Source organism: Arthrobacter sp. B1805, assembly GCF_002929745.1.
Lineage (GTDB): Bacteria > Actinomycetota > Actinomycetes > Actinomycetales > Micrococcaceae > Arthrobacter_D.
The window spans coordinates 180,473-193,065 of sequence record NZ_PJIQ01000006.1; the positions used below are offsets into that span (position 1 = coordinate 180,473).

Consider the following 12,593-nt stretch of genomic DNA (forward strand, 5'->3'; position numbering starts at 1 on the left):
GCTGTGGTTGGTCCGCTGAGATTGGGCACACAACACTCGCCTAACTGCTCAGTGCGTTCGCTTTCGGGGTGGTCGTCTCCCGGGTCCGACCAACGGCCGACCAACGTTGCTGGCATTCGGGAGAAGCCGGTCGGCCTCAGACCGTTGACGAAAGAAGCGACCGAAGGTGAACCTGCGCTAACAGTGCCGGTTTGGAGATCACGTGCGTCAGGACCTCGATCTGACCCTGACTCCTCAGACTGTGCACCACATGCCTCTGAGAATGCAGAAAACCCCCGGATTCCCGGGGGTTTTCGCTGGCGGTGACGGTGGGATTTGAACCCACGTTGGCTTTTACACCAAACAACATTTCGAGTGTTGCACCTTCGGCCGCTCGGACACGTCACCAACGCCGCTACTTTACTGGGTGCGACGCCCCAGACCCAAAACGGGAAGCACGGGGCGCCGGGGGAGCGGCTACGGGAGCTCGATGACCTCGTTCTTGCCGGAGCTCGGCTTGCTGCCGGTCACGAGTCCCTTGACCATCTTCACGGCGGATACCACGCGTGGGGCGTCCATCGACCAGTACTCGGCCGTATGCGCATCGACGTGGAGGAGCGCGACGGCGGGATCGTCCCGGCCGTTCTCGAACCACGCCGAGACGGAGGGGCCCCACAATTCGTCGATCTTCGACTGGTCCTTGGACAGGGTGGCCGTACCGGCGATCGACACGTAGCCCTTGCCCGTGCTCGCCGAAACATTGACCTGCGGGTTGGCCCGGATCTCGTCGGCCTTCGGGGACGGGTCCTCCGTGAAGAACCAGAGGTCGCCGTCGAAGTCCTTGCCGTGCAGCGCCAGGGGCCTGCTGACGAGCTGCCCCTCGAGGCTCACGGTGGTGAGGATCGCGATGTCGGCCTTGCCGAGGATCTCCTGTACTTCCTTCAAGCCGTCCTGCTGGTTCGCCACGTCTGCTCCTCTGTGCGGTCTGCTGCGGATTTCATCAGCCTACGCAGAATCACCGGGAGTCGGAACCGGAACGCTGGAGCGCGAAAAAGTCCTTGAGCAGCCGCGAACACTCATCTTCACGAACCCCCGCGAAGACCTCCGTCCAGTGATTCAGCCGACGCTCCCGGAGGACGTCGAAGACGGACCCCGACGCTCCCGCCTTCGCGTCCCACGCCCCGAAGACGACGCGGGGAATGCGGGCCAGTACGGACGCGCCGGCGCACATGGCGCAGGGCTCGAGCGTCACCACCAGGGCACAACCCTCCAGCCGCCAGGCGCCGAGCCGGCCGGCCGCGGCGCGGATGGCCTGCACCTCGGCGTGCGCCGTCGGGTCCCCGAGTTCCTCGCGCTGATTCCATCCGGTCCCGAGCACTTCCCCTGAAGGACCGACGACGACGGCGCCGATCGGCACGTCGGCGCTCGGGCGCGTCAGTGACGCTGCCTCCAGGGCCAGCCCCATCCAGGCCCAGTGGTCGGCATCCGAGGGCGGAAGGGAGGAGGTCATGGGCTCAATGGTACTTTTGACCCATGCGCGTACTGGTAGTCGACCACCCCCTGGTAGCCCACAAACTCACGGTTCTCCGGGACAAGAACACGTCGTCGCCGGTGTTCAGGCTCCTCACCGAGGAGCTTGTCACCCTGCTGGCCTACGAGGCCACGCGTGACGTCCGGGTCGAGACCGTGTCCATCGAGACGCCAGTGACGACCACCGAGGGTACGGGTCTCGTGAAGCCCACCCCCCTCGTCGTGCCGATCCTCCGGGCCGGGCTCGGGATGCTCGAGGGAATGACGCGCCTCGTACCGACGGCCGAGGTCGGTTTCCTCGGCATGGCCCGCAACGAGGAGACCCTCGAGGCCATCACCTACGCAGAGCGACTGCCGGACGACCTCACCGGGCGCCAGGTCTTCGTGCTCGACCCGATGCTCGCGACCGGCGGAACACTGCGCGAGGCCATCAAGTTCCTGTTCGCCCGTGGGGCAGCAGACATCACGTGCATCTGCCTGCTCGCCGCCCCGGAGGGTCTTGCGACCCTGCAGGAGGAACTGGACGGCCGCAACGTCACGATCGTGCTGGCCTCGATCGACGAGAAGCTCAACGAGAAGTCGTACATCGTGCCGGGCCTCGGCGACGCGGGAGACCGCCTCTACGGCGTCGTCGGGTAGACCGAAGCCGTAGAGGGGTTGCGCTACCGGGTGCGAATGACTCCAATGGGGCGATCGGCACGCCGCTGCTCATCGCACTCGTTCTGGCGCTCCTCACCGCGGGAACGTACGCGGAGCTCATCACCAAGTATCCGCACGCCGGTGTCGCCGCGATACGTCGACGGGGCCTTCATCATCCCGTACCTGTCGTTCTTGGTCGGCTTCCTCATGATGGCGTCGGGCATTACCACGGCCGCGGCCCTGGCGAACGCCTTCGCCGGAGACTTACCTGGCCGCGCTCATCAACGTGCCGGCTGCACCCGCTGCTGTGGTCTTCATCATCCTGCTCACGCTGATCAACCTCCGCGGTGTCCGGGAGTCGCTCGCCGCGAACCTCGTAGCATCCGTCATCGAGGTGACCGGCCTCGTGATCGTCATCGTGCTCGCCGCCATGGTGCTCGGCAGCGGCAACGGGGAGCCGGCACGCCTCCTCGAATTCGCGCCTGATGTGCCACCTCTGCAGGGCGCATTCGCAGCCTCGGTCATCGCCTTCTTCTCCTTCCTCGGATTCGAGGCAGCAGCCAATATGGCCGAGGAGGTTCGCAACCCCGCGAAGGCGTACCCTCGCGCGCTCTTCGGCGCCATCAGCACGGCTGCACTCGTCTATCTCCTCATCGCCCTCGGCGCGGTCATCGTCCTGCCCCCGTCCGAGCTTGCGACGTCCACCGGACCGCTGCTCGACGTGGTGAACGCCAGTGGGGCGGGGGTCCCGCCCTGGCTGTTCAGCCTGATTGCCCTTGTCGCGATCGCCAGCGGCGCCCTGCTGTTCATGGTCATGGCCGGCCGGGTCGCCTACGGACTTGCGGAGGCGGAACTCCTTCCTCGCGCCTTCGGTCGCGTGCTGCCGAAGCGGCGCACGCCGTGGGTCTCGATCGTCGTCGTTGCGGGGTTGACGATCGTCCTGACGATCTTCGGTGACCTGGCCACGCTGGCGGCGACCACCGTGCTCCTGCTGCTCCTCGTATTCCTGTCGGCCAACGTCAGCGTGCTCGTCCTCAAGAAGGACAAGGTCGAGCACAAGCACTTCTCGGTGCCCCGGATAGTGCGATGCTGGCGATCATCGCCAGCATCGCACTGCTGGCCCAGCAGACCGGCGTCGTCTGGCTCGGCGGACTCGCCTATGCGGCGGTCGGGTCCGTGCTGTTCTGTGCGCCCGTGCCCGTCGCAAGCACGAGGAACGGGTCTCCGCATGGAGCAGGACGAGGCAGGAACACACTGCCCCTGTGCCCTCGTGGACGTGCGGCCACTGCCATATGCCCACATGCTGGACTTCGCGGCATTGTTACTTGCGCGTAGCCGATTGTTACATGCAATAATTCGACACGTGATCATCAACTCACTCGCATCTGCAGCCGCAGTTCCCTCCTCGGACGCCATGTCCGGAGCGGACCTCCGCTGTCTCCGAATGCACGCGTAGCGGTTATACCCCAACCCTTCCTGCGCACTTCAAGCCCAACGGCGGGCATCTCTCTTCATCCCGACCGGGCACATCCCGCATTCGAGCCGCGATGACGGCATACTTCACGAGGTTGTTTTCATGTCAGTAAATCCGGGCTACGTCCATATCTCCCTCCGCTCGCAGCAGAACCGGCAGGCACGCCAGCAGTTCGGGCCGTCCTTCACCTCCTATGCGCCGCAGGCCCCCCATCCCCACTCGCGCCTTCAGGCGGTTCCCGGGGGAGACTCCGCCCAGCCGCTCAGCGCTCCCGTCCCCGTCGTCGCCCCGAACGGTGTTCCGGGTCCACAGGCGGTCACCGGCGACACGACCGCTCGCGGGTTCGTGCTCTACGTCGCGCTCGACGAGACCACCGCCGCTGCCGCCGGCACGACATTTTCGAAGCTGGCCCAGGACGTCCGGGCCTACGTGCGCTCCCTCGTCCCGACGGCGGAGAGCCATGCCGCTGTCGCCCTTGCTCCTGCGGACGCCCCGGGCTCCGATATCGACGTCGTCCGTGCCGCCCTCGGCGACCCGACGGTCGCCCGTCGCCCGCGCCCGGAGGCGCCCGCCAGCCCGCAGGCCCAGCCCGCCCGCCCGACGGGTGTGCTGATCGACCTGTCCCGACGCGAGGTACACCTCGACGGCGAGACGCTGAACCTCACGTTCAAGGAGTTCGAGCTTCTCAACTACCTCGTCGAGAACGCGAGCCGTACGGTGGGTCGCGAGGAACTTCTGAGTGGACTCTGGCGCAACGCGGACGAGGTGCCGAATGAGCGCACCATCGACGTCCACATCCGCCGCCTCCGTTCCAAGCTGGGTCGCCTCGCGAACACCGTACGCACCGTCCGCGGTCAGGGCTACCGTTTCTACGACCACCCCGAAGTGGTCGTCTGGGCAGCGCCGGAGTACTCGATCTAGGACCCTGTGCAGCCGGGAGGCCATAGACTGCGGAGATGGCCTCCCATCACCTGAAGAAGCTCATGCTGCTGCGCCACGCAAAGGCCGAGTTCCAGGAGGGCGTGCCGGACCACGAGCGCTCCCTCAGTTCGCGGGGGCACGCGGACGCACCGCTGATCGGCCGGTGGATGCTCGAGCACGATGCCATCCCCGACTTCATCCTGGTATCGACTGCGCTCCGCACGCGCCAGACCTGCACGTGGGTCTGCAAGGAACTCGGGGACAAGGCCCCCACGCCGAAGCTGGAGGACGATCTCTACACAGCACCGCCGACCGAGATGCTGGCGCTCATCAATCATGTTCCGCCGACGGTCACGAGCCTGCTCGTCATCGCGCACAACCCGGGGATTCAGGAACTTGCCATGCGCCTCGCCTCAGTGAGGTCGAGTGAGCGCGCGGTCATGGACCTGGCAACGGACTATCCGACCGCGGGTCTGACGGTCATGAGCTACGACGGTGCGTGGGCCGAACTCGATGGGCGCGACGCCGAGGTGACCGACTTCGTGGTGCGTAGGGCGCCCAACCTCCGCTGACGGCGCCGGCTCGGCAGACTACATCCCGTACTTCTCCAGCAGGCGGAGCCAGACCTCGCTGACCGTGGGGTATGCCGGTACCGCGTGCCACAAGCGGTCGAGCGGTACTTCACCGACGACGGCGATGGTTGCAGCATGCAGCATCTCGGACACCTCCGGTCCCGCGAAGGTGACGCCGACGATCACGTGGCGGTCCTCGTCGACGACCATCTGGGCCCAACCCTTGTAGCCATCGGAGTGGAGCGAGGAGCCGGCGACGGCGATCTCAAGGGACGTCTCCGACGCGTTCACCCCGTCCTTCCGTGCCTGCTCGAGGGTGCGGCCGACCATCGCGATCTCCGGATCGGTGAAGACGACCTGCGGAACGGCTGCGCGGTCCGCCGTCGCGGTGTAGGGGCTCCAGTCCGCTGCAGCATCGCTGAGGGTGCCGTGCGCCCGGGCAGCGATGGCGTCACCGGTCATCCTGGCCTCGTACTTCCCCTGGTGCGTCAGTTGCACCCTGCCTCCCGCATCGCCCACCGCATAGAGCCAGCCACCGCCGTCGGGCACGAGCCCGGTGTCGTCGCTGCGGATGCCCTTCGCCTCCAGGCCGAGGTCCTCGAGGCCGAGCCCGGTCGTGTGCGGGTGGCGCCCGGTGGACACGAGCAGCTTCTCGGCTGTGATGCTGCGGCCCTCCCCGACGTCGAGCACGAACAGGCTGTCCTCCTTGCGGACGGCGTTGGTGGTGGTGTCCGTCAGGATGGTGATGCCCTCGCCGCGGAGGGATTCGACGACGAGGTCTGAGGCCTCCTTCGGGTAGTTCCCCAGGATGCCGCTGCGCGCGATGACCGTGACCTCGGAACCGAGCCGCGCGAATGCCTGCGCGAGTTCGACGCCGGCAACCCCGCCGCCGAGGACGGCCAGGCTTGCCGGGACTTGCCTCGCGGAGGTGGCCTCCCTGGTGGTCCAGTAGTCCAGGTCGGCGAGCCCGTCGACGGGCGGGACCACCGGCGTCGAACCCGTGGCCAGGACGACGGCGTGTGTGGCCCGGTAGCGGCTCTCGGAGCCGTCGGAGTGGGTGACGGTGACCTCGCGTTCACCGGTTACTTTCGCCCAGCCGCGTTGCAGGGTGATGCCTGCGGACGCCACCCACTCCTCCTGCGAGGAGTCGTCCCAGTCGGAGGTGAAGGACGTGCGGCGTTCGAGGACCTGCTGTGCGTCGAGGGTTCCGGTGATCGCCTCACGGGCTCCGGCTACACCTCGTGCGGCTCTCAGGACGGTGCCGGGACGCAGGAGCGCCTTGGACGGCATGCAGGCCCAGTAGGAGCACTCACCGCCGACGAGGTCGGCCTCGACGAGCACCGCCGAAAGCCCTTTCTCGACCACCCGTCCCGCTACGTTCTCGCCGACGGCACCGGCGCCGATCACAATGACATCAGTGGTCTCGAATTCGCTCATACGGCAGAGCCTTCCACCCGCGTGCCGGAGGAGCAACCGCGACGAAAAAGGCCCCGACCGGAGTCGGGGCCTTTCGGGAGGTTCAGCTGAACCGTCGTGCGCGCGAAGGGATTCGAACCCCCAACCTTCTGATCCGTAGTCAGATGCTCTATCCGTTGAGCTACGCACGCATCCGTAGTCGGTGATCCGCCGTGCGAATCCGTCCTACAAGCGGGCCGTTTGGCCGTAGACAACTTTAGCGTGGATTCGCCACGACGCCTAATCAGACGCCGAGCCCCTCCCCACCTATACCGGTATAGGTGACCTTTGTCACAGCCTGGCTGAGCGTAAGCGCTCGACATCCGCTTGTTGGCGCGGGTCGTCCCTCCACTGCCGCACGTGTTCCGCACGGCGCGCCCTTGCCTGAAATATCGCGCCCCTAGCATCGATGAACACCGAGTCCCCCAATGAAGGGAAGAGAAATGGGCGATCCCGTACGACAGGTTGCTGTTGATGCACCACCCGCCGGTCCTGACGGCAGCACGCAGCAGGATAATCCCGGTTCCGCTCCGACGACCCATCCGGCCCTCCTCGCCTGGGTGCGGCAGGTCCGGGAGCTGACGCAGCCTGCCGAGGTCGTCTGGGTCGACGGATCCGACGAGGAGAACAGGCGCCTCACGGACGGGCTCGTCGACAACGGAACCTTCGTGCGGCTGAACCCCGAAACCTTCCCCAACTCGTTCGCAGCCTTCTCGGATCCGAAGGACGTGGCGCGCGTCGAGGAGCAGACGTTCATCTGCTCGAAGGACGAACGGGAAGCGGGCTTCACGAACAACTGGATGGACCCGGACGAGATGAAGGCCAAACTCACCGGGCTGTTCACCGGGTCCATGCGTGGCCGCACGATGTACGTGATCCCGTTCGTCATGGGCCATCTCGACGCCGAGGATCCGAAGTTCGGGGTCGAGATCACCGACAGCGCCTACGTGGTGACGTCCATGCGGATCATGGCGACCATCGGCACGGCGGTCCTGGTTCGCATGACCGAACTCGGAGCCGACTTCGTCCCGGCCCTGCACTCCCTCGGCGCCCCACTGGAGCCAGGCCAGGCCGACGTCCGGTGGCCGTGCAACGACGACAAGTGGATCGTGCACTTCCCCGAGGAGCGCTCCATCTGGTCCTACGGGTCCGGCTACGGCGGCAACGCCCTGCTGGGCAAGAAGTGCTACGCACTCCGGATCGCATCCGTCATGGCGCGCGACGAGGGCTGGCTCGCCGAGCACATGCTGATCCTCAAGCTCACCTCCCCGCAGGACAAGACCTACTACCTCTCGGCCGCGTTCCCCTCCGCCTGCGGCAAGACCAACCTCGCCCTGCTCGATCCCACGATCGAGGGCTGGAAGGTCGAGACCCTGGGCGACGACATCACCTGGATGCGCTTCGGGAAGGAAGGCGAGCTGCGTGCCGTCAACCCCGAGGCGGGCCTGTTCGGCGTCGCCCCCGGCACCGGGTGGCACACCAACCCGAACGCGATGCGCGCCATCGCGAAGGGCAACTCCGTCTTCACGAACGTCGCGCTCACGGACGACGGCGGCGTGTGGTGGGAAGGCATGACCGAGGAGGTGCCGGCGCACCTGATCGACTGGCAGGGCCGGGACTGGACCCCGGAGATCGGCAAGGACCTGGACCGTCCGGCAGCGCATCCCAACGCCCGGTTCTGCACGCCCATCGACCAGATCGACATGCTGGCCGAGGAGTTCAACCGGCCCGACGGCGTCGAGCTCTCGGCGATCCTCTTCGGTGGCCGCCGGAAGACGACCGTCCCGCTGGTGACGCAGTCCCGCAACTGGGCCAACGGCATTTTCATGGGCTCCACGCTGTCCTCGGAGACCACGGCTGCAGCCGCAGGCGAGGTGGGCCGCGTCCGCCGCGATCCGATGGCGATGCTGCCCTTCATCGGGTACGACGCCGGCGACTACCTCCACCACTGGCTCACCCTCAGCGCCGCTGCGGACCAGTCGAGGTTGCCGAAGATCTTCCTCGTCAACTGGTTCCGCCGCACCGCGTCGGGCGGATTCGCCTGGCCCGGGTTCGGCGACAACTCGCGGGTGCTCAAATGGATCATCGAGCGCCTCGAGGGAACCGCCGACGCCGTCGAGACACCCATCGGCTACGTCCCCACCGGGGACTCCCTGGACCTCACCGGCCTGGACATGACCTCGGCCGAGGTCGAGGCCGCAGTGCACGTCGATGCCCTCGAGTGGGCGGAGGAGATCAAAGGTATCGAGCAGTGGTACGAGCGCTTCGGCGACTCGCTGCCCGGCGAGCTCAAGGGTCAGCTCCACGAACTCAAGGAGCGGTTCAGCAACGCCTGACCAGTTCCCGCAGAACGAGAGGCCCCTTCCACCGAAAGGGGCCTCTCGTTGTGTGTGTGGCTGCGCCCGTCAGTCGCGGATGACGGCGAGGACGCGCTGGACGAGATCCTCGAGGGTCTGCGGATCCACGGCCTCGGCGTTGAGCCGGAGGTACGGTTCGGTGTTGGAGGGGCGGAGGTTGAACCACCAGTCACCGTGGGTCGGGGCGAACGTGAGGCCGTCGAGGTCGTCGACCACGACGTCGTCCTGCTCGAACTCGGCACGGGCGCGGGCGATCGATGCGTGGAGGTCGGCGACCTTCGAGTTGACCTCACCCGACGAGAAGTACGGCTCGTACTCGCGGCCGAGTTCCGACAGCGGTCCATCCTGCTCGCCCAAGGCGGCCAGCACATGCATAGCGGCCAGCATGCCGGTGTCGGCGTTCCAGAAGCCGCGGAAGTAGTAGTGGGCGGAATGCTCGCCACCGAAGACGGCGCCTTCCTCGGCCATGACGGCCTTGATGAAGGAGTGGCCCACCCGCGTGCGGACCGGCCGACCGCCGTCGTGCCTGATCAGCTCTGGGACTGCTCTGGACGTGATGAGGTTGTGGATGATCACGGGTTCGGCCTCGCCTGCGGCCTGGGCGCGGGCGATCTCGCGGCGCGCGACCATCGCGGTGATCGCACTCGGCGAGACGGGCTCGCCCTTCTCGTCGATGATGAAGCAGCGGTCGGCATCGCCGTCGAAGGCGATACCGATGTCGGCGCCGTGCTCGACGACGGCCGCCTGCAGATCCAGGAGGTTCTCGGGCTCCAGGGGGTTGGCCGGGTGATTCGGGAACGAGCCGTCGAGTTCGAAGTAGAGCGGAACGATCTCGAACGGCAGGGCGGGGAGAATGCGGTCACCGAGGACGGCGGGAGTCGTGAGGCCGGCCATGCCGTTGCCGGCGTCCACGACGACCTTGAGCGGGCGCGACGAGGAGAGATCGACCTGGGCGCGGAGGAAGCGCGAGTACTCCTCGAGGACATCGCGCACGCTCGTGTGGCCCTCGATGTCGACGGGGGGGATCGTCCCTTCGGCGAGGTAGCGCTCGGCCCGCTCCTGCACGTCCTTGAGGCCCGTCTCCGAGGACACCGGAACCGCGCCGGGACGCGTCATCTTCATGCCGTTGTACTGCGCGGGATTGTGGCTGGCCGTGAAGGTCACGCCGGCGGCGTTCAGCGTGCCGCTCGCGTAGTACAGCTCGTCGGTGGAGATGAGGTCGAGGAAGAGCACGTTGGCACCGCGGCGCGTTGCCCCCTCGGAGAACGCCTTCGAGAATTCAGGGGACGAAGGCCGCATGTCGCCGCCCACGAGGATGGTCTCCCCGGCCAGCTCCAGCGAGTCGACGAAGGCTGCTCCGACGGCCCGGACCGAGTCCACCGTGATGGTCTCGCCCACGATGCCGCGGACGTCGTAGGCCTTGAAGGACGCAGAAAGATCGAGGAGTGTAGTCACTCTTGGAAGTGTATCGGGTGGCGTCGAACCGTCCGTTTCCCACATAGCCGAGCTCCCGTTTCGAGTGTGGGAAGCGGCTGGGATACTGGGGACATGTCGTCGACCACCACGCTGAACGAGCAAGCAAGCGCCATTCTGCACACCCTCGTAGGGTCACCGGACGCCCGGTTCCACGACGGGCAGTTCGAGGCCATCGAAGCGCTCGTCGACGGCGGCCGGCGCGCGCTCGTCGTCCAGCGGACGGGCTGGGGCAAATCCGCGGTGTATTTCGTGGCGAGCCTGCTGCTGCGGGCCCGCGGTGCCGGCCCCACGCTCATCGTCTCGCCGCTGCTCGCGCTCATGCGGGATCAGGTTGCCGCCGCCGCGAGGGCAGGGGTCCGTGCGGCGGCCATCAACTCGGCCAACCAGACCGAGTGGCAGGAGATCATCGCCAAGCTGCAGGCCGATGAGGTGGATGTCCTCCTCGTCTCGCCCGAGCGTCTCAACAACCCGGCCTTCCGCGAGCACTACCTGCCGGAGCTCATGCGCCGCACGGGTCTGCTCGTGATCGACGAGGCGCACTGCATCTCCGACTGGGGACACGACTTCCGGCCGGACTACCGTCGCCTGCGGGAACTGATCATGGGGCTGCCGCAGGGCATCCCCGTGCTGGCCACCACGGCGACGGCAAATTCGCGCGTCGTAAAGGATGTCGAGGAGCAGCTCGGGGCCGGCGGCACGGAGGTCTTCACGCTGCGCGGCGAGCTGGCACGGAAGTCGCTGCGCCTCGGAGTGCTCCGACTGCCGAGCCCGCGTTCACGCCTCGCGTGGCTGCTGACCCACCTGTCGGAGCTGCCGGGCAGCGGGATCATCTATGCGCTGACGGTGTCGGCGGCCGAGGACACTGCACGGCTTCTGCGGGAGAACGGGCACGCCGTCCGCGCGTATACGGGACGCACGGACCCCGCCGACCGCGAGGCTGCCGAGACCGCCCTCAAGAACAACGAGGTCAAGGCGCTCGTCGCCACGAGCGCGCTCGGAATGGGCTTCGACAAGCCCGATCTGGGATTCGTGGTGCATCTGGGCGCACCGTCGTCGCCCGTTGCCTACTACCAGCAGGTGGGGCGCGCCGGCCGCGGTACGCCCAATGCCGACGTCCTCCTGCTGCCCGGAGCCGAGGACCGCGACATCTGGGAGTACTTCGCCACCGCGTCCATGCCCTCGCAGGATGCTGCCCTTCGGGTTCTGGACGCCCTCGAGCCCGGCGTCGTGCTGTCCACACCGGCCCTCGAGACGCGGGTCAACCTGAAGCGCTCGCCCCTCGAACTCCTCCTCAAGGTGCTCGACGTGGACGGCGCGGTGCGCAAGGTCACGGGCGGTTGGGAGAGCACGGGTGCCCCGTGGACCTACGACGCCGACCGGTACCAGCGCATCAGTGAAGCCCGCATCGTCGAACAGCGGGCAATGCTCGATTACGAGAACACCACGGGCTGCCGCATGGAGTTCCTTGCGAGGTCCCTCGATGATCCCGGCGCTACTGCCTGCGGACGGTGCGACAACTGCGCGGGCGCCTGGTACTCGGACGAGGTCGCCCACGAGGCGTCGGATTCGGCCGGTCAGGCCCTCAGCAGGGTCGGCGTGGAACTGGAGCCCCGCGGCCAGTGGCCCAGCGGCATGGACACGTTGGGTGTGCAGCTCAAGGGAAAGCTCAAGCCGGGCGAAGTCAGCCTGCCGGGGCGGGCCCTGGCGCGACTCACCGATCTCGGCTGGGGTAACAGGCTCCGGGATCTGCTCTCGGACTCGACCCCCGATGCTCCGCTGGACGCTGCCGTCGTAGAAGCTGTCGTCCGTGTACTGGCGCAATGGGGCTGGGAGGAACGTCCCGTGGCAGTCGTGAGTGTTCCTTCGCGACGGCGCCCCCAACTCATCGGCTCGCTCGCCCAGGCGCTTGCCGGCGTCGGGCGCATTCCCTACCTCGGTCAACTCACAACCCCCCACGGTTTCCCGCAGGGCCAGCCGGGCGGCAACAGCGCGTTCCGTCTCGCCTCCGTATGGGATCACTTCGCGGTTCCGCGCGAAGGCGCCGCCTGGTTCGCAGCCAATCCCGGCCCGGTACTGCTCGTCGACGACTTCGCGGACAGCCGGTGGACGATCACCGAGGCCGGGCGTGCCCTGAGGGCCGCGGGGGCCTCGGGAGTCCTCCCGTTCGCCTTGGCGCTCAAGGCGTAGCGA

General features: G+C 67.2%; 11 protein-coding genes and 2 tRNA genes. 6 read left to right on the forward strand and 7 right to left on the reverse strand.

Annotated elements, in window-relative coordinates; genetic code table 11:
* Window positions 1-297: 297 nt before the first annotated feature.
* The 3 genes from CXQ96_RS09000 to CXQ96_RS09010 form a co-directional block, all read right to left on the reverse strand.
* Window positions 298-387 (reverse strand) — tRNA-Ser (locus tag CXQ96_RS09000).
* Between the two features lie 69 nt (window positions 388-456).
* Window positions 457-945, reverse strand: coding sequence for a pyridoxamine 5'-phosphate oxidase family protein (locus CXQ96_RS09005; RefSeq protein ID WP_104117697.1), 489 nt, complete (start codon window positions 943-945; stop codon window positions 457-459).
* Window positions 946-994: 49 nt separating this feature from the next.
* A complete protein-coding gene (locus CXQ96_RS09010; RefSeq protein WP_104117698.1) occupies window positions 995-1,489 on the reverse strand; it encodes a nucleoside deaminase in 495 nt (164 codons plus the stop codon).
* 23 nt (window positions 1,490-1,512) lie between these two features.
* On the opposite strand from CXQ96_RS09010, the gene upp reads away from it, so the two are divergent.
* The gene (upp, locus tag CXQ96_RS09015) at window positions 1,513-2,148 is read left to right on the forward strand and encodes a uracil phosphoribosyltransferase (protein WP_104117699.1); all 636 of its coding nucleotides are present in this window, start codon (window positions 1,513-1,515) and stop codon (window positions 2,146-2,148) included.
* A gap of 23 nt (window positions 2,149-2,171) precedes the next feature.
* On the opposite strand, the gene CXQ96_RS18840 is transcribed toward upp, so the two are convergent.
* Window positions 2,172-2,357 (reverse strand): hypothetical protein, encoded by a 186-nt coding sequence (locus CXQ96_RS18840; protein ID WP_258058987.1) that lies wholly within the window; start codon window positions 2,355-2,357, stop codon window positions 2,172-2,174.
* Window positions 2,358-2,434: 77 nt separating this feature from the next.
* Between CXQ96_RS18840 and CXQ96_RS09020 the strand changes: the two genes are divergently transcribed.
* From CXQ96_RS09020 to CXQ96_RS09030, 3 genes are all read left to right on the forward strand, one after another.
* Complete coding sequence (locus tag CXQ96_RS09020; protein ID WP_258058988.1) at window positions 2,435-3,604, forward strand: APC family permease; 1,170 nt, start codon at window positions 2,435-2,437, stop codon at window positions 3,602-3,604.
* 120 nt (window positions 3,605-3,724) lie between these two features.
* Window positions 3,725-4,543, forward strand: coding sequence for a winged helix-turn-helix domain-containing protein (locus tag CXQ96_RS09025; protein WP_104117700.1), 819 nt, complete (start codon window positions 3,725-3,727; stop codon window positions 4,541-4,543).
* 35 nt (window positions 4,544-4,578) lie between these two features.
* Window positions 4,579-5,115 carry a histidine phosphatase family protein gene (locus CXQ96_RS09030; protein WP_104117701.1) on the forward strand — a complete coding sequence of 179 codons (537 nt, stop codon included), beginning with the start codon at window positions 4,579-4,581 and terminating at the stop codon, window positions 5,113-5,115.
* An 18-nt stretch (window positions 5,116-5,133) separates the two neighbouring features.
* On the opposite strand, the gene CXQ96_RS09035 is transcribed toward CXQ96_RS09030, so the two are convergent.
* Window positions 5,134-6,552 (reverse strand): NAD(P)/FAD-dependent oxidoreductase, encoded by a 1,419-nt coding sequence (locus CXQ96_RS09035; protein ID WP_104117702.1) that lies wholly within the window; start codon window positions 6,550-6,552, stop codon window positions 5,134-5,136.
* A 97-nt stretch (window positions 6,553-6,649) separates the two neighbouring features.
* A tRNA-Arg gene (locus CXQ96_RS09040) sits at window positions 6,650-6,722 on the reverse strand.
* A gap of 276 nt (window positions 6,723-6,998) precedes the next feature.
* Here CXQ96_RS09040 and CXQ96_RS09045 point away from each other — a divergent pair.
* Window positions 6,999-8,906 (forward strand): phosphoenolpyruvate carboxykinase (GTP), encoded by a 1,908-nt coding sequence (locus CXQ96_RS09045; protein WP_258058990.1) that lies wholly within the window; start codon window positions 6,999-7,001, stop codon window positions 8,904-8,906.
* 69 nt (window positions 8,907-8,975) lie between these two features.
* On the opposite strand, the gene CXQ96_RS09050 is transcribed toward CXQ96_RS09045, so the two are convergent.
* The gene (locus tag CXQ96_RS09050; RefSeq protein ID WP_258058991.1) at window positions 8,976-10,382 is read right to left on the reverse strand and encodes a phosphomannomutase/phosphoglucomutase; all 1,407 of its coding nucleotides are present in this window, start codon (window positions 10,380-10,382) and stop codon (window positions 8,976-8,978) included.
* Window positions 10,383-10,475: 93 nt separating this feature from the next.
* Between CXQ96_RS09050 and CXQ96_RS09055 the strand changes: the two genes are divergently transcribed.
* Window positions 10,476-12,590 (forward strand): ATP-dependent DNA helicase RecQ, encoded by a 2,115-nt coding sequence (locus tag CXQ96_RS09055; protein ID WP_104117705.1) that lies wholly within the window; start codon window positions 10,476-10,478, stop codon window positions 12,588-12,590.
* The last annotated feature ends 3 nt before the right edge of the window (window positions 12,591-12,593 follow it).